The organism is Luteimonas sp. MC1750 (assembly GCF_016615955.1).
Lineage (GTDB): Bacteria > Pseudomonadota > Gammaproteobacteria > Xanthomonadales > Xanthomonadaceae > Luteimonas.
This window is the reverse complement of the sequence record NZ_CP067113.1, coordinates 1,895,024-1,914,936: the sequence shown is the minus strand read 5'-3', so window position 1 is coordinate 1,914,936 and position 19,913 is coordinate 1,895,024. Positions and strand designations below refer to the sequence as shown.

Sequence of the window (19,913 nt, the reverse complement as noted above, 5' to 3'; positions counted from 1 at the left end):
TCCGTCCCCGGCGCCGGACCTTCCGCTTCCGATGCTCGCCCACGTCAGCCTGATCGCGTTCCTGGCCGTACTGGCGGCTGCATCCGGCTGCGCCGGCCTGCCGGCGACAGCCGCGCCCGCGCAGGACCGCGCGCTCGTGACCCACGAGACCCGGACCCATCGCACGCACGGCGCCCTGCCGCGCAAGGTCGTGCGCCCCCGCGCGGCCACCGCGGCGCAGGCGCCGCCCGCGGCGGCTCCGGCGTTCGACTACGCCTACGCGCCGCCGCGCTCCGCCGGCCTGCAGGACATCCATGCCCGCGTCCGCGACGCCGACCTGTGGCGCCGCCTGCCGGAAGTGCAGGCAATCGACGGGATGTTCGCGCTGCCACGCGCGCTGCGCTACGTCACCGCGGAATGCGGCGAGTTCGGCGCCTTCTACCGTCCGGCCGGGGCCGAAGTGGTGCTCTGCTACGAGACCCTGCGCACGCTGTACGAGCGCGGCCTCGAGCAGCAGCGCGCCGGCGCGCTGGGCGCCGACTATCCCAACCGCTACGTGCTCGCCAACGTCCGCTTCATCGTGCTGCACGAGACCGGGCACGCCCTGGTGCACCTGCTCGACCTGCCGGTCACCGGCCGCCAGGAGGATGCGGTCGACCAGCTGGCCGCGATCCTGATGCTGCGTTTCGCCGGCCTCGACGAGACGCCCGACGCGGTCGTGGGCAACCTGCGCATGGCGGCGAACTGGCTGCTGTCGCGCAGCACCGGCGCCTACAACCTGCGCGCCTATGCCGACGAGCACGCGCTGGGCGAGCAGCGCTACTTCAACCTGCAGTGCCTGATCTACGGCACCGATCCCGCGGGCTTCGCCGACATGGTCGACGCGGGCGACCTTACGCCCGAACGTGCGCGCGGCTGTCCGCGCGAGACGCGGATGGCCAGCCGCGCCTGGCTGCGCCTGCTGCTGCCGCACCTCGCGCCGGGGCTGGAGCCCTATGAGGAAGAAGCCGCACGCTACCTGGAGCGGCGCGAAGAGGGCCCGGACGGGGGAGTGTCCGGCTAGAGCGCGGCGACCCGTCCGCGCTGACATCCGCGCGCGCGGGCGGTCACCGGGCGACGCACGGGCGATGCGGCATCATGGGGTCTTGGCCGCTCCGGCGGCATCCCGCCATGAGTGGACCCGCAGCAGATGCGCAAGCTTCCCCCGAATCCCGACGACCTCGGGCGCCTCGACCTCGACGACATCCTCGGCACCATCAACGAGGAGGTGCGCAAGCGCTTCGGCGAAGGAAAGGTGGCCGACTACATCCCGATGCTCGCCGAAGTGCCCCTGGACCGCTTCGGCATGGCCCTGGCCATGGTCGATGGCCGGGTGCACGAGGTGGGCGATGCGCGCGAGCGCTTCTCGATCCAGAGCATCTCCAAGGTCTACACGCTGACCCTGGCGCTGGAGGCGATCGGCGATGCGCTGTGGACGCGGGTCGACCGCGAGCCTTCGGGTGATCCGTACAACTCGCTGATCCAGCTCGAGCTCGAGAAGGGCATCCCGCGCAATCCCTTCATGAACGCCGGCGCGCTGGTGACCGCGGACGTGGTGCTGTCGAACTTCGACGACGCCGAACGCACACTGCTGGCGTTCATGCGCGCGCGTTCGGGCAACAGCGAGGTCGGAACCGACGAGGTGGTGGCGAAATCCGAGCGCGAAAGCGGCCACCGCAACGTCGCGCTGGCCAACTTCATCCGCAGCTACGACAACCTGCGCAACGAGGTGCAGGACGTACTCGACTTCTACTACCTGCAGTGCTCGCTGTGCATGGACTGCGTGGACCTGGCGCGCAGCATGCAGTACCTCGCCGACGGCGGTCGCTGCGGGAGCTCCGGCGAGCAGGTGACCACCGCCGAAGGCGCCACCCGCATCAATTCGGTGATGATGACCGCCGGGACCTACGACGCCGCCGGGGACTTCGCGTTCTACGTCGGCCTGCCGGCGAAGAGCGGGGTGGGCGGCGGGATCGTGGCGGTGGTGCCGCGGGTGATGGGCCTCTGCGTCTGGTCGCCGGGCCTGGACGAAAAGGGCAACTCGCTGCTTGGCCGCTATGCGCTGCACCGCTTCACGCGGATGACGGGGCTGTCGGTGTTCTGACCGGCGACCGGGTCACGGAACAGGCTCGGCCGGCGTCATGGAGTGACGGGCCGATGGGGAAGGAGAAGAAGGGAATGCACGCAAGACGCGTACTGCGCGCGAGCGCATGGGCGGTTGCCGCGCTGCTGGGCTTCGTGGTCCTCGCGTACCTGGTGCTGTTGGCAGTGAACTGGAGCGACGAGGCGCCGTCCGCGGACGCGCAGCGGCTCGCCGCACTGGCACACGACCGTCCGGCGCTGGCCGACGCGGCGAACGGATACGTCCACGCGATCACCCTGGCCGGCGACTCGCGCGACACCGATGCGCGCAGCGCGGAGGTCGCGGCGCTGGCCGCGTCCTGCAGCCGCGCCCTGGCGTGCATCGCGGCATCCGAAGCGGATCCCGCGGCGCTTGCGCAGTGGCGCGCGTCGGAGCAGTGGCTGCTGGACGGCTATCGCCGCATGCTCGAGACCGACAGATGGCGGGAAGCCGTTCCGGGCGATGCGTTCACGCCGCTGGCCGACTACCGGCACGCGCTCGGCGGGCAGACGCTGCACCTGCTGGCGGTCCGGGAGAAGGCGCTTGCCGGTGATCCGGCCGCGGTGCGCGAGCTGCTGGAGCGCGACCTGGTGTTCTGGCGCCGGGTGCTCGCCTCGTCGGACCTGCTGCTGACGAAGATGGTCGCAGTCGCCGCGGTCGAGCGGAATCTCGACCACGGCAACCTGGCGCTGCGCGAGCTTGCGCCGGATCTGGTTGCCGCCGCGGTGCCACCGTCCTGGCAGCAGCCGCTGACGACGCAGGAGCGGTCGCTGCTGCGACCACTGGGCGGAGAGTGGGAGATGATCGGTGGCACGCTGCGCAACATGCTGTCACCGGACCCGGCCAAGGGGGGTGCGGGCGAGCGCTGGAGCCGCCGCCTGCAGCGTCCGCTGTTCCAGGAGCAGGCCACGCGCAACCTGTTCGCCACGCGGATGGTACGGATGGGCGAGCTGTCGGAGCTGCCGTATCCGGCGCTGGGGCCGGCCGTGGAGGCGCTTGGGACCGAAGCGGCGCCTGTCCGGTTCCGTCCGTACAACCTGCTTGGCACCGTGCTCGAGGCAACCGGACCGGCCACCGTCTATTCCACCTACGCGTCCCGGATCGCCGATCTGGAGGGCCTGCGCCGCGCCACGCTGCTGGTCGCGACGCTGCGCAGCGAGGGCATCGCGCGCGAGCACGCCGCGGCCGCCGTGGCCACCGCCGCGCTTCGCAATCCTTACGACGACACCGCCTTCGTGTGGGATGCTGCCGACGCCGCGGTGCTGTTCCGCGGCCTGCAGCGCGGGGACCGCGAACCGTACGCCGTCCCCTGGTAACCCGAGGACCGCCACCATGCCGACACCCGACAACGCCCGCCTGGACCGTATCGTCGCCGACGCCCGCCGCGCGGCCGAGCAGCGCGGGCACGGTTACCGCGAGCGCGCGCTCAACATGTATCCGTGGATCTGCGGCCGCTGCGCCCGCGAGTTCACCCGCGCCAACCTGCGCGAGCTCACCGTGCACCATCGCAACCACAACCACGACGACAATCCGGCCGACGGCAGCAACTGGGAGCTGTTGTGCCTGTACTGCCACGACAACGAGCACTCGCGCCAGCTCGACCACACCGGCGTCAGCGCGCTCCACGCGGAGGACGCGCCCGCCGCGGCGACGTCCAATCCCTTTGCCGACCTGAAGTCACTGCTCGGCGCGAAGCACAAGGACGGCTAGGCGGCGGTTGCCGACCGCAGGGCGCCGGCTACACCCGGACTGCACCGCGGGCATGGTTGGATGCGGCCCGCCCCTGGAGACCGTGCATGCGCCGCCAACTGCTTCCCCGTGACCTTGGCTTCGATCTGCTCGAGGGCGACGAGACGTCGCTGTTCAAGTGGTTCCTGGCCAGCTTCCTGTTCGGCAACCGCATCTCGCAGGCGATCGCCGCCGGCACCTGGCGGGTCATCGTCGAAACGCACGGCCGCGACACCCCCGGCAGGCTCTGCGAGTGCAGCCATGCCCAGCTGGTGCGGATGCTGGGCGAGGGCGGCTATCGCCGCTACGACGAATCCACTGCCACCCGGCTCGCGCGCTTGTGCCGGACCCTGGTCGACGACTATGACGGGCGCATCCTGGGCATCGCCGAGGCGGCCGGCAGCCGCGAGGAGTTCGAGCGCCGCCTGCTGGAGTTCCGCGGCGTGGGACCGGTGACGCTGGCCATCTTCATGCGCGAGGCCGGGCCGGCGATCTTCGGCCCGGACTGAGCGCGGCGGGCACTTCGTCCCGGCTTCACGCGTGCGCCCGCATGGCTTCACCGCCGGGCATGACGATGGGCCACCATCCGGTCCCGAGGAAGCCGTCATGTCCACCCTCCCGAAGCCCGCACCCGCCCGCCGCGCCAACCGGTTCCGGACCCTGGTCTGGGGCGGTGCGGCCGGGCTCCTGCTGCTGCCGGCCGTCGCGATGCACCTGGACGCGCCGGGCGTGCACTGGACCGGCAGCGACTTCCTGGTGATGGGGCTGCTGCTCGCGGCGGTCTGCGGGCTGTACGAGTTCGCCACCCGGCGCCGCGCCGGCACGGCCTGGCGCGCCGGCTTCGCGCTGGCGCTCGCCGCCGCCTTCCTGACCGTGTCGGTCAATCTGGCGGTGGGCATGCTGGGAGGCGAGGGCGATCCGCTCAACCTGCTGTTCGTCGCCGTGCTGCTGGTGGCGGCCGTCGGCGCCTTGCGCGCGAAGTTCCGCGCGCGCGGCATGGCCCGGGCGATGGCCCTGACCGCGCTGGCGCAGCTGGTGGCCGCGCTGGCCGGGCTGGGCGTCGGGCTGGCGTCGGCCGACGGGGACGCGGGCCGCCTGTCGCTGCTGCGGGAGATCGTGCTGGTGGCCGCCTTCGCGCTTCCGTGGGGCGCGTCGGCGCTGCTGTTCCGCCGGGCCGACGCCCGGCGTCACCTTGTGCCGCATGACTGAGCCGTTCGCGCCGGGCCCTGCCCTTGGGCCCAGCGACAGGCGGGCCAGGCGCTGGCACGCCTTGTGCGTGCAACCCGTGGTTGATGTCGGCAGGGCGCAGGCTGGAGATGGCGATTTCGGTTGGAAACGTGTTCGCGGCCGCGATGGCTGCGTGTCTGGTGGTGGGCTGCGTCCAGGGCATGCCGGGGGGTGGACCCCAGGCCGGGGTGCTGGACGGGGCCCAGCCGGTGGCCGCGGTGGCGGAACCGGCCCCGGCCCCGGCCCCGGCCGTTCACGCCGCCGAGCCGACCGGTGAGCAGGCGCGCCGCACCGCGCTCATGTACCAGCCACAGCCGATGCGCGCGGTCGCCGCCGCGCTGCGCGCGGGGCAGCGGCAGATGCAGCCCGGCAGGAGCGCAGGCGACCGTGCCCTGGCCAGCCCGGCGCGCTTCACCGGCCCCTGAGGCCGGCGGGCACGTCGCCGCGCCCGCGCCGGTAGACTGCACGCTCCTTCGCCACGCCCGGATTCCATGATCAACAACGACGTCCTGCGCAGCCTCCGTTACATGCTCGACCTGGGCGACCAGCACGTGGTCGAACTGGTCCGGCTGGCCGATCCGGACTTTCCGCTGGAGAAGGACGACGTCCGCGCCTTCCTGCTGCGCGAGGAGGAGCCCGGCTACCAGGCCTGCAGCGACGCGGTGCTGGCCCACGTGCTGGACGGCCTGATCGTCCACCTGCGCGGGCGCGACGCGAGCGTTGCGCCGCGGCCGGTGGAAAAGCGCATCAGCAACAACGTGGTGCTGAAGAAGCTGCGGGTGGCCTTCGAACTCAAGGACGTGGACATGCACCAGGTGTTCGCGGATGCCGGCTTCCCGGTGTCCAGGCCGGAGCTGTCGGCGCTGTTCCGCCAGCCGGGACACAAGAACTACCGCGCCTGCGGCGACCAGCTGCTGCGGAACTTCCTCAAGGGGCTGACGCTGAGGGTCCGGGGCGGGTGATGCGGTTGCGGGGCGGATCGCGGCTGTAGCCGCTCCTACAGGATTGGGTCGGGGCGGGTGGGGGCGGGCTGGTCCAGGGCGTGGTGGATGAGGACCACGCACTGCGAGGCGAACAGCATGGTCGGGCCGAGGCTGATCTTCTTCGCGCCCATGCGCTCGAGGCCGGGAATCACCTTCTTCGGCATCGGGATGTGGTCGGTCAGCAGGAAGCAGGGGTTGTCGCCAAAGGCCTGGGCGTGGATCGGGGCGCCCTTGCGGTCCATCAGGAACAGCTGGTGGCTGTCGGCCAGCTGCTGCACCAGGCGCTCGAAGCTGAGCGTCTGCACGGTGACGCCGGGCTCCACCGGTCGGGTCTCCTCCTTGCCCATGCCCCTGGACGTGTCCAGCGCGTGGGCGATCCTGGCCAGCAGGGTGCGTTCGTCGAAGCCGCCGATATCGCGGATGGCGCTGGACTCGAAGCGGATCGTGCGCGAGAAGTCGCGGGTGCTTTCCAGCACCAGGTAGACGACGACGCCGGGCCGGTGGGACTGCGCCACGAAGATGGCGTTCATCAGCGTGTGCGCGAGGATCTCGGCGTGGGCCGCCTGGCCGACGGAGGCCAGCAGCGCCTGGCTGTCGGTCGGGGCCGCCCGCGCGCGCAGGACGAAGGTCCGCATCGCCGTGCTCAGAAGCGTTCGCCGACGGGCAGGTAGCGCCAGGCACCCTCGGGCATCTTCGCCAGCGCGATCCGGCCGATGCGGATGCGCCGGATCGCCACCACGTCCAGGCCCACCTGGGCGCACATGTCGCGCAGCTGGCCGCCCTGCACGCCCTTGATCGCGAAGCGCAGGCGGATCTCGTTCTGCCAGCTGACCTTGCACGGCGGCAGGGCCCGGCCGCCGTAGGACAGGCCGTGCTGGAGCTTCGCCAGGCCCCAGGGGCCGATCTCGCCGCCGACCTCGACCACGAACTCCTGCTCGATGTCGTCGCGGTCCTCGCTCAGCCGCCGCCAGACGCGGCCGTCCTGGGTGAACACCAGCAGGCCGCTGGCCTCGGCGTCGAGCGGCATCAGCGGGGTCAGCCGATGGAAGTGGCGCTGCAGCAGGCGCACGCCCGAGGGATCGTCGGCCCAGCGGCTGGAGGGGTCGACCAGCGCCGCCGCCGGCCGGGCGCCGCTGATGGCGTCGTAGCCGGCCGGCTTGTGCAGCAGGATCGTCGCCGGCTCGCTGGCTTCCTGCCGCGCCGCGGGATCGAGCACCAGGGTTTCGTTGGTGACCGGGTGCGCGGGGTTCTCGACCGGCTCACCGTCAACCGTCACCCAGCCGCCCTTGATGTACTGCTCGGCGTCGGCGCGCGAGCAGCCGGTGAGGGCGATGAGGCGTTTCGCCAGCCGAACCGGTTCGACCTCCACGCTCACGCCGGGGCGAACGGCTTGGCGGCGTTCTTGTCGCGCTTTTCCGCCTTCTTCTCCTTGGCGGTCTTCAGCGGTTTCTTCTTGGTCTCTTTCTTCTGGTTCAGGCCCTTGCTCATGCTCGTGCTCCTCGCGCTGGCGCGGGATTGCGGGCGCAATCCACGCTTGCAGTATGCGCCCACCGGGCTGGTTAGACTGCATGGATGCACAGCATCGACGACGCCGGCCACGGCGAATACAAGGTCCCCGGCGGCAAGCTGGTGGTGGTCGACCTGGCGCTGGCCGGGGGACGCATCGCCAGCGTGCAGGTCAGCGGGGACTTCTTCCTCGAACCCGCCAGCGCGCTGGACGCCATCAACGCCGCCCTGGTCGGATTTCCCGCCGATGCCGGCGAGGCTGAGCTCAGCGCCGCCGTGACCGCCGCGCTGGACGCGGACACGCAGCTCTACGGCCTCACGCCCGAGGGCGTGGCGGTGGCGGTGCGGCGCGCGCTGGGCGCAGGCGGGGCGATGCGGTCCGGGCAGGCCGGGGCATGAGCGCCGTGGACCGCAGCGCCTGGCAGGACCACGCCTGGCACCTCGTGCACGCGGGTCCGCAGGCGCCCGCGCTGCACATGGCGCTCGACGACGTGATGCTCGACGAGGTGGCCGCGGGCCGCCGCCCGCCGACGCTGCGGGTCTGGGAATGGGCGGGCCCGGCGGTGGTGATGGGCCGCTTCCAGTCGCTGCGCAACGAGGTCGACGCCGCGGCCGCGGCGCGCCACGGGATCGAGGTGGTGCGGCGGATCAGCGGCGGCGGCGCGATGTTCATCGAGCCGGGCAACACCATCACCTATTCGATCGTCGCGCCGGTGTCCCTGGTCGGGGGCATGTCCTTCGAGCAGGCCTATGCCTTCATGGACGAGTGGGTGATCGAGGCGCTGGCCGGGCTGGGCATCGAGGCCTGGTACCAGCCGCTGAACGACATCACCTCGAAGGCCGGCAAGATCGCCGGCGCCGCCCAGACCCGGCGTCGCGGCGCGGTGCTGCACCACGTCACCATGGCCTACGACATCGACGCGGCGAAGATGTTGGAGGTGCTGCGCGTCGGCCGCGAGAAGCTGTCCGACAAGGGCACCACCAGCGCGGCGAAGCGCGTCGACCCGCTGCGCAGCCAGACCGGCCTGTCGCGCGCGGCGGTGATCGATCACATGGTCGACACCTTCCGCCAGCGGCACGGTGGCCTGGTGCGCGACGTGCTGCATCCGGACGAGCTGGGCCGCGCCGAGGCGCTGGCGACGGAGCGCTTCTCGACCGCCGGGTGGACGGCGCTGCTGCCCTAGTGCAGCAGCGTGCAGCCGTCCTGCCGTGCCGCCGCGCCGGCCGCTGACCCGGGGTTCACGATCGAGGCGGCATATGGGATCCAGGCCCGCTGGAGCAGACGCATGACCCACCTTCGCCGCATCACCCTCGTGCTGGTCGCCAGCGTCCTCGCCCTTGCCGGCTGCGCGAGCGGCGGAGGCTACGGCTATCCGGACCAGCGCTACCCGGACCAGCCGCGCTACCCGGACCAGGGCTATCCCGACCAGGGCTATCCCTCGCCGTATGGCGACGGGATCCTCGGCACGGTCGAGCGGCTGGATGCCGGCTACGGCCGCATCCTGCTGCTGGTCGACGACCCGCGCAGCGGCCGCAGGCTGCAGCAGGAGGTGCGCTACGACCAGCGCACGCGTCTCTTCTACCAGGGGCGCGAGAGCGCCGTGGAAGGCCTGGAGCGCGGCGACGTGGTGCGGATCGACGCCGCGGCCTCGGGTCGCGAGACCTGGGCGCGCACCATCGAGGTGGTGCGCAACGTCCGCGAAGGCGGCTTTGGCGGCGGCTACGACGGCGGCCAGGCTGACGGGACCGACCTGCGCGGATCGGTCGCCTACGTGGACACGCGTGCCAGGACGATCCGCCTGGACGCGGACGCCCGGGGCTATCGCGGCGGCGTGCAGGTGGCCTATGACGGGCGCACCACGGTCGAATACCAGGGCCGACGCTATCGCCCCGAAGACCTCGAGCGCGGCGACCTGGTGCGCGTGCAGGCGCGGCAGCTGGGCCGCGACCAGTGGCTGGCGGAGCGCATCATCGTCGAGCGCTCGGTGGGCGACTGAGGGCATGCGGGAAGGGCCGGCGTGACAGGAGGCGATGGCGCCGGCGGCGGGCCTGCAGCCGTGCGTGCCGGGCGTCCTGTGCGGCCCGTGCGCGATGGCATCCCGGCCAGCCGGCTGCAGCTTCCGCCCGGGCCATGGGCCACGGTGCTGGAGGCGCTGTGCGCGCGGTTTCCCCGCGTGCCCGCGGCGACCTGGCATGGGCGCTTCGCGCGCGGACGCGTGCTGGACGCCGACGGCTACGCGCTGGCCGCGTCCGCGGCCTTCAGGGCGGGCGCCGAGGTGCACTACTTCCGCGAGGTGGACGACGAGCCTGCGATTCCGTTCGCCGAGTCCATCGTGCATGTCGATGCGCACCTGGTGGTCGCCGACAAGCCGCATTTCCTTCCGGTCGCGCCCACGGGCGCTTGGGTGCGTGAAACCCTGCTGACCCGCCTGGTGCACCGCCTGGACAACCCGGCGCTGGTGCCGCTGCACCGCCTGGACCGCGAGACCGCCGGGCTGGTGATGTTCTCGGCCGAGCCGGCCAGCCGTGCGCGCTACCAGGCGCTGTTCCGGGAGCGCCGGATCGACAAGGTCTACCACGCGCTGGCGCCGCCGCTTCCGGGCGTCGCCTTCCCGCGCGTGCATCGCAGCCGCCTGGAGCGCGGCGAGCCCTTCTTCCGCATGCGCGAGGTGCCCGACGGGTGCAACAGCGAAACCATGGTCGACGTGCTCGAGCGCGGTGCCGATGTCTGGCTCTACCGCCTGCAGCCGGTGACCGGGCGCAAGCACCAGCTGCGCGTGCACATGGCGGCCCTGGGCGCGCCGATCCTCAATGACCGCCTGTATCCCGACTTGGGCGACCTGGACGCGGACGACCATGCGCGCCCGCTGCAGCTGTTCGCCACGTCGCTCGGCTTCGACGACCCGTTGACCGGCGACCGCCGTTGCTTCCAGTCGGCTTCCGCGTTGCGGATACCGGAGGCCCTGGCCCGCGTCAGGCCGCGTGCATGCCCCGAGCGCCGACCAGGATCATCCTGACCATGGTCGTGAGCGCGTCGATCTGTTCCTGGTCGCGTTCCGGCGGCAGGTCGATCGCGCTCGCGCCGACGGCGAACACGAGCCGGGTGATGGCACGCGCCACGAGCTCCGGGGCATGCAGCGGCCGTGCGGCGGGGTCTGCCGTCCGGGCCAGGTCCACATGCAGTTCCTCCTCGAAGAAGCGCAGCTGCGCGTCCACGGCCTGCTTGTAGGCATCCGAGCCGGCCAGGCCCTCGCGCAGGAGCAGCAGGAGGAACCGGTCGTCGGCGCGCAGCCGGTCGAAGAATGCTTCCACCGATCCGCGCACCACGCCGTGTCCGTTGCTGGCGCGATGGCGCGCCTGGCCGATGACCGCGCGTAGCGAGGTGCCGGCGAGTTCGATCAGCGTCACCGCCAGCTCGTCGATGTCGCGGAAGTGGCGGTAGAAGCTGTTGGGCGCGATGCCCGCCTGCCGGGCCACCTCGCGCAGGCCCAGGGTGGACACGCTGCGGTTGGGGCCGAGCAGCGCCAGCGCGGCGTTGATCAGGTCCTCGCGGGTGATCGACGGCCGGCGGCCGAGCGGTCGGCGCGTGGCTGGAGCGGAGTGGGGCACGTCGGGACTGCATCGGGCGAAGAGGGCCCATGATCGCGCAATCGGAGCGCCAACGCCGCGCCGCGCGCCGCGCGCCGGCGCGACGCGGTGAATCGGACCTGACCACCGCGGCCGCGACGCCGGTGCGCTCACGTCCTGATCGCAGCGCCGTCGATAGCGTGGGCGGCCATGAATACCGCCACCCTGTCCCTGCCGGCACATCCCCGCACCGGCCCGCTGACCCGCAGCTTCCTTGACCACGTCGCCAATCCCGCCTTCCCCTGCGTGGGATCCAAGGCGGCGCTGGCCCGCGACGCCATCGAGACCTTCGAGCTTGGCGCGCTCGGCGACCGGCGCAACGATGTCCCGCTGCTCGACGCGCTGGCGGAGTTCGGCGCCGTGCTGGATGCCTCGGCCGAGGACGACCTGACGGTGCGCGCGTTCGTCGCACTGTTCGACGGCCCCGGCGACACCAGCGAGCAGCGCTTCGAGGCCCTGCTGTGGTCGCAGCTGCAGCGCCTGCATGAGCTGGACGTGGGTCGCGGCGCGCGCTGGTCGTCCGACGTCAGCCGCGATCCAGCCGACCCGCGCTTCAGCCTCAGCCTGGCCGGTCATCCGTTCTTCGTGATCGGGCTGCACGCGGGCGCTTCGCGCACGGCGCGTCGCTTCGAGTCGCCTGCGCTGGTGTTCAACTCGCACCGGCAGTTCGATCGCCTGAAGGGCGACGGCCGCTACGCGAAGATGCAGGCCGCCACCCGCGAGCGCGACATCGCGCTGCAGGGTTCGATCAACCCGAACCTGGCCGACTACGGCGCGGCGTCGGAGGCGCGCCAGTACAGCGGACGCGCCGTCGGCAGCGACTGGACCTGCCCGTTCCGCCCCAAGCCCGCGCGATGAGCGCCGATGCCGCCGGGACCGTGCGCATCCCGCCGTGCTCCGGTCACGCGGTGGAGCTGGCAGCCGGCGATGTGCTGGTGGTGATCGACCCGATGGGCCAGCAGGTCAGCGACCTCACCGCCTTCTGCCGCGACGACCTCGACGAATACCTCTCGTCCGGGCGCTCGATCGACTACGCGTCCAGGCTCTGGCTCAGCACCGGCGACGTGCTGTACTCCAACCGCAGCCGCCCGATGTTCACCATCATCGAGGACACCTGCGGCCGGCACGACTTCACCCTGACGCCGTGCTCGAAGGAGATGTTCGAAAAACTGTACGGTGAGGAGGTCGGGCGCCCCGGCTGCGAGGGCAACCTGGCCGGTGCGCTGGCGCCCTGGGGTATCGGACGCGACCGCGTGCCGGTGGCCTTCAACATCTTCATGAACGTCACCGTGGACGGGCAGAGCGGGGAAGTGGCCGTGCTGCCGCCGCTCAGCCGCGCCGGTGACCACATCAGCCTGCGCGCGGAAATGCCGCTGGTCGTGGCCATGACGGCGTGCTCGGCCGGCCAGTCGAACAACTTCAGCTACAAGCCGATCGACTTCCGCGTCGAGCGCGCCTGACCGCGGATCAGGCGTCCTGGTAGAGCCGCTGGCAGGTGTCGCACCAGAAGGCGCGGCGCTGCGCCTTGCCGAGATGCTTGCGGTAGCTGAGCCGGGTGCCGTCGCGCGGACAGGTCGATTTGGTGTGTACCTGGTAGTTCTTCTTCAGCACGAAATCCTTCTTCCACCGGTAGAAGTCGAAGCTGTATTCGCGCGCCTGGGTGACGAGCTCGCCCAGCTTGCGCGGCGGCAGGGCGCCGACGGCGCTCTCCGGGTGCACGCGGATCCGGTGCAGCACCTCGTTCTTGATGATGTTGCCCACGCCGGCGAACAGGTCCTGGTCGAGCAGGGCATCGGCCGCGAGCGTCGCGGGCTGGGCGCGCAGCTTGCGGCGGGCCGCCTTGGCGTCCCAGGCGGCGTTCATCACGTCGGCGCTCCAGTCGTAATGGGCGTCGAGATCGCCCTCGAGGAAACGCACCGAACACGCGTAGAGGTTGAGCACCTCACCCTTGCTGAATCCCAGCGAGAGCCGGGGCGGGCGGTCGCGCTCCTCGTTGAGGCGCCAGCTGCCGAACAGCAGGAAGTGGATGCGTAGGCTGAAGCCCTTGAACTCCAGCAGGAAGTGCTTGCCCCAGCTGCGCACGGCCAGGACCTTCTGCCCCTGCATGCGCGCGATGTCCTGAGTGCTGTTGCCCGACACCCGCAGCACCTTGCGGCCCGCGAGGCCGGCGGCGGCCTCGCGCAGGATGACGATGGAAGGACCTTCGGGCATGCCGCGAGTATCGGTGCGGCCATCATGAGGCGGGCGTCAAAGCCGGCGTGGCACCCGCTCTGCACGCGGTGCGGACGGCTGGCGGTCCATGCTCGCCCGACCCCACCCTGGAGATCCCTACATGCTCGGACGACTGATCAAACTTGGCGTACTGGCCGGCGCCGGTTACGCGGCCTGGAAGACCATGGCGAAGCGACCCGCGCGGGTCGGCAGCGGCTTCTTCGAGCAGGCGCTGCAGTCCGGCGTGGCCGATGTCGCGGCGGCGCGCTCGGCGCAGCTGCGTGGTGCCTCGGCCGACGTGCGCGCGTTCGCACAGCAGATCGAGCACGACCACGGCGAGCACAACAGCGAACTGGCGCAGGCGTCCGGCCTCGAACTCCCCGAGCCCGACGCCCGGCAGGCCGACGCGCTGCATGCGCTGGACCTGCTGCAGGGCGAAGCCTACGACCGCGCCTGGCTCCAGCACATGGCCAAGTGCCATCGCGATTCCATCCGCGCCTACGAACGCGAGGTTTCGCAGGGCGGCGCCGGTGGCCCGCTCGCCGAGGGCGTGCTGCCGAAGCTGCGCGCTCACGCCGAACGGCTGGCGGAGCTGCAGTCCACCGCGTCGGGCAAGGGCACGTCGGGTACGGAGGCGTCCGCGGATGCGGCGGTTTCGGATGCGGCGGGTTCGACGGGAGGCGAAGAGGGCGCCGCGTCGACCGGCGGTCCCCGCGCGACGATCTAGGCGCTTTCTACGGTGAAACGGTCAGGCCCTGCCAAGGGGCCTGACCCGCAGCGGCGAGTGTTGCCGCGCAGCGTCGGAGAGGTGGTCCGGAGGTCCCATGGACGCTCCGCGATCGATTGGCACGTCCCCTGCTTCCAGGGATGACCGCACGCCAGGAAGGCAGCACGCCGACCGTGCATCATCCATTGAAGGGGACACCATGAAGAACACCAGGCAGGCCGCAGCGACGGTCGCCCTGATCGCATGCGCCATCGGCGGCGCCGCGACGGCACACGCGCAGACCCGGCCGCTCGAGGGCTGGAAGCCGCCGGCCCAGCGCGAAGCCGATCCGGCCAAGCGCATTCCGCCGGTGTCGACGCCGGCACCGGTCGCGCGTGATGCGACGGCACCGCAGGCCCGGGACGCCGCGGCGCCGCGGACCTCCGCCACGGGCAACCCGCCGGCCGCGCCGATGATCCACGCCTACGAGATCCCGGCACCGGCGCCTGCACCGGAGGCACGCCAGGCCCATGTCGAAAGCCGTGGCGGATTCTTCGTTGGCGCCAAGGGCGGCCGTGGCTGGGTCTACGACGACGTCGACCAGTCGACACGCGAACTCAATGCCGGATACCGCTGGCAGGCCGGTTCGGTGACCCTGATCGGCATCGAGCTGGCCCGCGGCGAACTCGGCGCGAAGACCGAGGACGGCTTCTTCGTGGACGACGTCGACTATGCGAGCATCGGCGTCAACGCGCGCTTCAACTTCGGACGGACCAGCCCGGTCTATGCCCTGGTCCGCGCCGGCTACTGGGCCGCGGAAGAGAAGGGCGACGACGCCATGGACGTCGACGGCGGCTACTTTGGCCTGGGCCTCGGCGTCGACGTCAACCGCCACGTCAACCTCGGCCTGACGTACACCAACTACGTCTACTTCGACAGCTACTACTGGGACGCGGGCTACTACGAGGTCAACCGCGCGGACACCCTGATGCTGGGCGCCGAAGTCCGCTTCTGAGTCCAGGCGGCGCACCCCGAACCGGGTGCGCCGCTCCGCTGCACGACCGTGCGCGAAGGTGATCAGGCGGCGGTCAGCCGCGCCAGGAAGACCAGCAGCGTGGCCACCAGCAGCATCATGAAATAGACGTAGCCGACCACCAGGTACTTGAGCAGGGTCAGCCACCACGCCTGCCGGTACACGCGCTTCTGCATCAGCAGCAGGTAGATCGGCATCCAGGCCATCACCGCCGCGAAGCAGGCGCCGAGGGCGAAGCTTCCCAGGGTCGACGAGACCCAGCTGTTGGCGGCCGCCAGCACGAACGCCAGCGTCAGCATGATCAGCAGGAAGACGTGGCTGTACAGCGCCACCACCAGGTGCTCGAGGTAGACCCGGCCGCTGAAAAGGTAGGCGATGCGCAGCAGCACGGCGAACACCGGCACCAGCAGGAACAGCGCCGATGGCGCCGAGGCCATCATCGCCTTCAGCCAGCTGTCGGCGGTGCCCGCCCCCAGCGACTGCATGTTCTTCTCGAGGTTGCCCAGCTTGCGATTGAGCCAGTCGTTGGCGAAGCCGGGCCACCAGCCGACGATGAAGGGGTTGTCCTGCGGGTGCCACTCGCCCCGGTGACCGAGGATGTTGAGCTGCAGACGCGCGGGGCGCACCGATGGCGGAAGCGCGTCATCGACCGGAGCGGCGGCGGGCTTGCCTTCCAGCTCGCGGATGCGGTTCGCGGCGGCGCTCTGGACGCGCACCTCGGCCATCACCAGCGCCGGGTCGACGCCCGGCGTCTCTCCCGCATCGACGCGCGCCTGCTCGATGCCGGCGACCAGCGCGTCGCGTACGCGCTCCACCTCGGCGGGCGTCCGCGCATTGGCGATGTCTGCCACCGCGTCGGGGTCCACGCCACCGTCCTCGACGTGGATGACCACCGCGCCGATGAAGAAGGTCAGCACGCTCAGCACCACGAACAGCCGCAGCGGCGCGATATAGCGCGCGCGGTGGCCGGCCAGGTAGTTGATCGCCACCTTGCCGGGCGACCAGAGGTCGCGCAGGGTGCGGAAGAGGCGGCCGTCGAGGTGCCAGAACGCTTCGAAGAACTCCTCGACGGCGTGGCCGAGATGCCGGATGGGGTTGTGCACCGACTGGCCGCAGGCATGGCAGAAGACGCCATGCAGGGTGGCCGCGCAGTTCTCGCACTGGGCGGGCACGTCATCCGCGACCGCACCGGCTGCCTGCTTGCTCACGTTCGCTCGTCCCCGGGGCCGTGATCTGGGCGGGGCGTAACGATAGCGGTGGGCGCACCCGCGCGCCAGCGTCGGGTGCGCCTTGGGGTCCGGCGAGGGTGCCGTCCCGCGAGGGTCAGGCGCTCTGCGGCGTATCGATCAGCGGCGTCAGGTCGAAGCCCTGCGCGCGGGCGATGGCGAGGTAGTGCTCGCGGGTGGCAGGTTCGATCCGCGGCGTGCGCGCAAGCAGCCACAGGTACTTGCGGTCCGGGCTGCCGACCAGGGCCACGCTGTAGTCCGGCTCGAGGCCGATGATCCAGTAGTCGCCCTTGGTGAAGGGGATCCAGCGCAGGCCTTCGGGCAGGAAGCTCACCTCCAGGCGGCTTGCACTGTCGTCGAGCGCCGTGGCCTCCCCCAGCGCCTCGTCGACCTCGCCGCCACGGCGCATGCGGTTGCAGACCTCGACCTTGCCATCCGCCTTGAGCGAGTAGGTCGCGGTGATGTCGGTCGCATCCTCCGGCTCGTGGCGCATCGGCAGCCGCGCGATCTCGTACCACGTGCCCATGTAGCGCTCGATGTCGACCTTGGGAACGGTGGCGAGTCCGGGGTGCGTGCTCATGGGTGGTCCTTCGTGTTCGAACGTGGGCTGGCAGCTTAGGTCCGCCAGAGTGAACACGTTGTCCAGCGGGGCGACCGTCCGCTGCACGTACACTCGGCGGATCGGGAACCAGGACCGGACATGCACAGACGCGCTTTCATCGGCCACATGGCGCTTGCCGGCCTGCTGCTGCCGCTCGCCGGCGGCCGTGGCGCCATGGCGGCGGGGCAGGAGCGGCTGCTGCCACGCGCGCTGCGCGAAGGCGACACCGTCGCCCTGGTCAGTCCGTCGTCGGCCACCGATGACCGCCTCAACCTGCAGCTTTCGCGGGACGTCATGGAGGCGCTCGGCTTCCGGGTGAAGACCGGGGCGCACCACGCGTCGCGCCGCGGCCACCTGGCCGGCAGCGACGCCGCGCGCGCCGGCGACATCAATGCCGCGTTCGCCGACCCCGAGGTGCGCGCGGTCGTCGCCGTGCGCGGCGGCTCGGGCGCCGCGCGCCTGCTGCCCCTGCTCGACTACGACGCGATCCGCGCCAACCCCAAGGTGCTGCTGGGCTATTCCGACATCTCCGCGCTGCACAGCGGCATCCATGCGCGCACCGGACTGGTGACCTTCCACGGACCCAATGGCACCGGCAGCTGGAACGCCTTCAATGCCGACCAGTTCCGCCGCCTGTTCTTCCAGCGCGAGCTGATGCACTACCGCAACCGGGTGGAGGCGGGCGACGAACTGGTGCCACGCCGCAACCGCACGCTGACCATCACCGGTGGCCGCGCGCAGGGCCAGCTGGTGGGCGGCAACCTGGCGGTGCTGACGGCGCTGGCCGGATCGCCCTACCTGCCGGACTTCCGCGGCAAGGTGCTGTTCCTCGAGGACGTGTCCGAAGCGCCGTACCGGATCGACCGGATGTTCAGCACGCTCCGGCTGATGGGCGCGCTGGACGGACTGGCCGGCTTCATCTTCGGCGAGTGCACCGACTGCGATCCGGGAGACGGCTACGGGTCGCTGACGCTCGACGAGATCCTGGACGACTACATCCGCCCGCTGGGCATCCCGGCCTACCGCGGCGCGATGATCGGGCACATCCGCGAACAGTTCATCGTGCCGGTGGGCGGGCAGGTCGAGATGGATGCCGACGACGGGAGCTTCCGGCTGCTGGGGCCGGTCTTCCAGGACTGAGCCGGCCGCGCTAGCCTGAGGTCCCGCGCCCGAAGGATCCGCCATGGCGATCACCTGTCCGCGCCGCCTGCCCATGCTGGCGCTCGTCTCACTGCTGCTGGCCGTCGGCGGCTGCGGCGGCGTAGGCACCATCGCGTTCGACAGCCCCGCGACCCAGGCCAGCGGAACCGCCGCCGCGACGCTGGGCTCGCCGGCGTTTGCAGACGGGCAGCCGATTCCGGCGCGCCACAGCGCCTACGCCGATGACGTCTCGCTGCCGCTGTCATGGGTGCCGGTCGACGGCGCGGTGTCGTATGCGCTGCTGATGGAAGACCCCGACGCCGACCGTCCCGAGCCTTATGTCCACTGGGTGGCATGGAACATCCCGGCCGGCGCCACCGCGCTGCCCGAAGGGCTGGCCGCCGACGCGCGCCTGGCCGATCCGGCCGGCATGCGCCAGGGCCTGAACGACCGCGGCACCGTGGGCTACTTCGGGCCAAGGCCGCCGGAGGGCAGCGGCCTGCACCATTACCAGCTGCAGCTCTTCGCGCTCGATGCGACGCTGGAGCTTGCCGACGACGCCGACCGCGCCGCCCTGGTGGACGCCATGCGCGGCCATGTCCTGGCCAAGGCGAAGCTGGTGGGCACCTACGCCGCGCCGGGCGGCTGACGCGGGCTCAGCCCCGGGGCGCCGCGACCGCGGTGACTTCCTCGATGACCGAGTAGTGGGAGATGCGCGCACCGTCCCAGTGGTAGTGCAGGTGCGGACCCTGGCGCGCGGGCGAGACCAGGTCGGGGTAGAACACCGCCACGCACTGGCCGCCGTCGCGCCGCGCGCTGTCGTAGACGATGCCGTCGCTGCCGGCCTCGCGCAGCGTGCGCGCCGCGGCCTGGCTCGCCGCGTACGCATCGGGATCGTGCAGCGCGGGCCATCCGCCGCGGATGTCGTGCAGCCGCCCGGTGACGTCGGCCAGGTAGCAGCGCATCTGCAGCACGCAGGGTGGTTCGCCGGTGTGGCGCAGGAACGCCTGGCGGTGATGGATGGTTTCGGCGATGGCGGTATCGCGCTCGCGTGCCGCGTAGTACACGCCCCAGCTGCCGTCCGAGAAGCGCGAACCGTCCGGGTTGGCGTGCAGGAAGGCGGCCATCACCGGGGTGGTGCCGGGCCCGCTGATGCGGCGCCCGCGCGGCACCATGGAGAGGTCGCCGAGCTCCTGGCGCAGGCGCGGGTTGGTCAGGCCCTCGATCTCGAACAGCGCATCGAGGTCGGCCGGCGACGCGATGCGGTCGAACAGGCCCACGGGCGGGAAGCGGCTGGGCACGATCCGGTAGCTCGGGCGCCATGCCACGCGGGCGCGGCCGATGCCGCGCGGCGCGCTCATCCGCGCTGTGCGTCGAGGTACCGGCGCACGCTGTAGAGGTCGGCAACCTGCCCGGCGAGCATGCGCTCGAGCGCGCTCTGGCCGCCGAAGAGCGGGGCGTCGTTGGCCCGCCTGACCCAGGCGTCGGCCTGGCTCGGCTCGGGGAACAGGATCTGCAGCGCCTTCCAGATGCCCAGCAGGTAGCTGATCCGCTCCAGCGTGTCCTGCGACAGCGCACCGTCGAGATCGCGCTTCCAGCGGAAGAACGTCGAACGCCCCGGGTTACCGAGGAGCACGCGCTCCTGGTCGGCGGTGAGCTCCCAGCGGCGGGTGATGTTGAAGAAGGCGCGCAGCGCCGGTCCGGTCAGGTCCCGGCGCGGGGCGCAGGCAGGCAGTGCGACGGCGGCTTTCATGGCTCGAATCTAGTCCCGATCGGGACCAAAGT

At 71.4% G+C, this 19,913-nt stretch carries 26 protein-coding genes; 18 read left to right on the top strand and 8 right to left on the bottom strand.

The genetic code is table 11. The annotated features are described in order from the left end of the window. Positions 1 to 31: 31 nt before the first annotated feature. The 8 genes from JGR68_RS08945 (at position 32) to JGR68_RS08910 (ending at position 6,057) form a co-directional block, all read left to right on the top strand. Positions 32 to 1,042, top strand: a complete 1,011-nt coding sequence (locus tag JGR68_RS08945; RefSeq protein WP_199361790.1) for a DUF4344 domain-containing metallopeptidase — start codon at positions 32 to 34, stop codon at positions 1,040 to 1,042. A gap of 126 nt (positions 1,043 to 1,168) precedes the next feature. Continuing rightward, positions 1,169 to 2,122, top strand: coding sequence for a glutaminase (locus JGR68_RS08940; RefSeq protein ID WP_199361791.1), 954 nt, complete (start codon positions 1,169 to 1,171; stop codon positions 2,120 to 2,122). A 74-nt stretch (positions 2,123 to 2,196) separates the two neighbouring features. Further along, complete coding sequence (locus tag JGR68_RS08935) at positions 2,197 to 3,456, top strand: hypothetical protein (RefSeq protein ID WP_199361792.1); 1,260 nt, start codon at positions 2,197 to 2,199, stop codon at positions 3,454 to 3,456. A 16-nt stretch (positions 3,457 to 3,472) separates the two neighbouring features. Further along, a complete protein-coding gene (locus JGR68_RS08930; protein WP_199361793.1) occupies positions 3,473 to 3,850 on the top strand; it encodes a YajD family HNH nuclease in 378 nt (125 codons plus the stop codon). Between the two features lie 86 nt (positions 3,851 to 3,936). Beyond that, positions 3,937 to 4,377, top strand: a complete 441-nt coding sequence (locus tag JGR68_RS08925; RefSeq protein ID WP_199361794.1) for a DNA methylase — start codon at positions 3,937 to 3,939, stop codon at positions 4,375 to 4,377. Positions 4,378 to 4,474: 97 nt separating this feature from the next. Continuing rightward, positions 4,475 to 5,077, top strand: coding sequence for a hypothetical protein (locus JGR68_RS08920; RefSeq protein WP_199361795.1), 603 nt, complete (start codon positions 4,475 to 4,477; stop codon positions 5,075 to 5,077). Between the two features lie 107 nt (positions 5,078 to 5,184). Continuing rightward, on the top strand, positions 5,185 to 5,520 hold the full coding sequence (locus JGR68_RS08915; RefSeq protein WP_199361796.1) for a hypothetical protein: 336 nt from the start codon (positions 5,185 to 5,187) through the stop codon (positions 5,518 to 5,520). Positions 5,521 to 5,586: 66 nt separating this feature from the next. Continuing rightward, positions 5,587 to 6,057, top strand: coding sequence for a DUF1456 family protein (locus JGR68_RS08910; RefSeq protein WP_199361797.1), 471 nt, complete (start codon positions 5,587 to 5,589; stop codon positions 6,055 to 6,057). A 35-nt stretch (positions 6,058 to 6,092) separates the two neighbouring features. Here the strand turns inward: JGR68_RS08910 and trmY are convergent, their stop codons facing one another. Then, on the bottom strand, positions 6,093 to 6,713 hold the full coding sequence (trmY, locus tag JGR68_RS08905) for a tRNA (pseudouridine(54)-N(1))-methyltransferase TrmY (RefSeq protein ID WP_199361798.1): 621 nt from the start codon (positions 6,711 to 6,713) through the stop codon (positions 6,093 to 6,095). 8 nt (positions 6,714 to 6,721) lie between these two features. Further along, a complete protein-coding gene (locus JGR68_RS08900) occupies positions 6,722 to 7,447 on the bottom strand; it encodes an rRNA pseudouridine synthase (RefSeq protein WP_199361799.1) in 726 nt (241 codons plus the stop codon). Between the two features lie 203 nt (positions 7,448 to 7,650). Here JGR68_RS08900 and JGR68_RS08895 point away from each other — a divergent pair, with 203 nt between their 5' ends. The 4 genes from JGR68_RS08895 to JGR68_RS08880 all read left to right on the top strand — a co-directional run bounded on the left by JGR68_RS08895 (position 7,651) and on the right by JGR68_RS08880 (position 10,601). Further along, positions 7,651 to 7,983 carry a biotin--protein ligase gene (locus tag JGR68_RS08895; protein ID WP_199361800.1) on the top strand — a complete coding sequence of 111 codons (333 nt, stop codon included), beginning with the start codon at positions 7,651 to 7,653 and terminating at the stop codon, positions 7,981 to 7,983. Then, a complete protein-coding gene (locus tag JGR68_RS08890; protein WP_207750152.1) occupies positions 7,980 to 8,768 on the top strand; it encodes a biotin/lipoate A/B protein ligase family protein in 789 nt (262 codons plus the stop codon). Before JGR68_RS08895 ends, JGR68_RS08890 begins: the two co-directional genes overlap by 4 nt. A gap of 102 nt (positions 8,769 to 8,870) precedes the next feature. After that, positions 8,871 to 9,581, top strand: coding sequence for a DUF5666 domain-containing protein (locus JGR68_RS08885; RefSeq protein ID WP_199361801.1), 711 nt, complete (start codon positions 8,871 to 8,873; stop codon positions 9,579 to 9,581). Between the two features lie 87 nt (positions 9,582 to 9,668). Then, positions 9,669 to 10,601, top strand: coding sequence for a pseudouridine synthase (locus JGR68_RS08880; RefSeq protein WP_199361802.1), 933 nt, complete (start codon positions 9,669 to 9,671; stop codon positions 10,599 to 10,601). On the opposite strand, the gene fabR is transcribed toward JGR68_RS08880, so the two are convergent. Next, a complete protein-coding gene (fabR, locus tag JGR68_RS08875) occupies positions 10,558 to 11,193 on the bottom strand; it encodes an HTH-type transcriptional repressor FabR (protein ID WP_234446474.1) in 636 nt (211 codons plus the stop codon). The two genes, JGR68_RS08880 and fabR, sit on opposite strands and share 44 nt — an antisense overlap. Before the next feature lie 168 nt (positions 11,194 to 11,361). Between fabR and gntA the strand changes: the two genes are divergently transcribed. Continuing rightward, a complete protein-coding gene (gene gntA / locus JGR68_RS08870; RefSeq protein WP_199361804.1) occupies positions 11,362 to 12,069 on the top strand; it encodes a guanitoxin biosynthesis heme-dependent pre-guanitoxin N-hydroxylase GntA in 708 nt (235 codons plus the stop codon). Beyond that, positions 12,066 to 12,671, top strand: coding sequence for an urea carboxylase-associated family protein (locus JGR68_RS08865; protein ID WP_199361805.1), 606 nt, complete (start codon positions 12,066 to 12,068; stop codon positions 12,669 to 12,671). The genes gntA and JGR68_RS08865 overlap by 4 nt, the downstream gene beginning before the upstream one ends. Before the next feature lie 7 nt (positions 12,672 to 12,678). Here the strand turns inward: JGR68_RS08865 and JGR68_RS08860 are convergent, their stop codons facing one another. After that, positions 12,679 to 13,422: a DNA-formamidopyrimidine glycosylase family protein gene (locus JGR68_RS08860; RefSeq protein WP_199361806.1), complete on the bottom strand. Its 744-nt coding sequence runs from the start codon at positions 13,420 to 13,422 to the stop codon at positions 12,679 to 12,681. A 121-nt stretch (positions 13,423 to 13,543) separates the two neighbouring features. Between JGR68_RS08860 and JGR68_RS08855 the strand changes: the two genes are divergently transcribed. Both JGR68_RS08855 and JGR68_RS08850 read left to right on the top strand, forming a co-directional pair. Further along, positions 13,544 to 14,149, top strand: coding sequence for a DUF4142 domain-containing protein (locus JGR68_RS08855; RefSeq protein WP_199361807.1), 606 nt, complete (start codon positions 13,544 to 13,546; stop codon positions 14,147 to 14,149). Positions 14,150 to 14,348: 199 nt separating this feature from the next. Next, entirely contained in the window at positions 14,349 to 15,143 is a 795-nt protein-coding gene (locus JGR68_RS08850; protein ID WP_199361808.1) for an outer membrane beta-barrel protein, read from the top strand. Between the two features lie 62 nt (positions 15,144 to 15,205). Here the strand turns inward: JGR68_RS08850 and JGR68_RS08845 are convergent, their stop codons facing one another. Both JGR68_RS08845 and JGR68_RS08840 read right to left on the bottom strand, forming a co-directional pair. After that, positions 15,206 to 16,369 carry a DUF3667 domain-containing protein gene (locus JGR68_RS08845; RefSeq protein WP_199361809.1) on the bottom strand — a complete coding sequence of 388 codons (1,164 nt, stop codon included), beginning with the start codon at positions 16,367 to 16,369 and terminating at the stop codon, positions 15,206 to 15,208. A gap of 115 nt (positions 16,370 to 16,484) precedes the next feature. Next, positions 16,485 to 16,967: a lipocalin family protein gene (locus JGR68_RS08840; RefSeq protein WP_199361810.1), complete on the bottom strand. Its 483-nt coding sequence runs from the start codon at positions 16,965 to 16,967 to the stop codon at positions 16,485 to 16,487. A 120-nt stretch (positions 16,968 to 17,087) separates the two neighbouring features. Between JGR68_RS08840 and JGR68_RS08835 the strand changes: the two genes are divergently transcribed. Further along, positions 17,088 to 18,128, top strand: coding sequence for an LD-carboxypeptidase (locus tag JGR68_RS08835; RefSeq protein WP_199361811.1), 1,041 nt, complete (start codon positions 17,088 to 17,090; stop codon positions 18,126 to 18,128). Between the two features lie 43 nt (positions 18,129 to 18,171). After that, on the top strand, positions 18,172 to 18,777 hold the full coding sequence (locus JGR68_RS08830; protein ID WP_199361812.1) for a YbhB/YbcL family Raf kinase inhibitor-like protein: 606 nt from the start codon (positions 18,172 to 18,174) through the stop codon (positions 18,775 to 18,777). Between the two features lie 7 nt (positions 18,778 to 18,784). On the opposite strand, the gene JGR68_RS08825 is transcribed toward JGR68_RS08830, so the two are convergent. Then, positions 18,785 to 19,489 (bottom strand): RES family NAD+ phosphorylase, encoded by a 705-nt coding sequence (locus JGR68_RS08825; protein WP_199361813.1) that lies wholly within the window; start codon positions 19,487 to 19,489, stop codon positions 18,785 to 18,787. Next, positions 19,486 to 19,881 carry an MbcA/ParS/Xre antitoxin family protein gene (locus tag JGR68_RS08820; RefSeq protein WP_199361814.1) on the bottom strand — a complete coding sequence of 132 codons (396 nt, stop codon included), beginning with the start codon at positions 19,879 to 19,881 and terminating at the stop codon, positions 19,486 to 19,488. Before JGR68_RS08820 ends, JGR68_RS08825 begins: the two co-directional genes overlap by 4 nt. Positions 19,882 to 19,913: the final 32 nt, after the last annotated feature.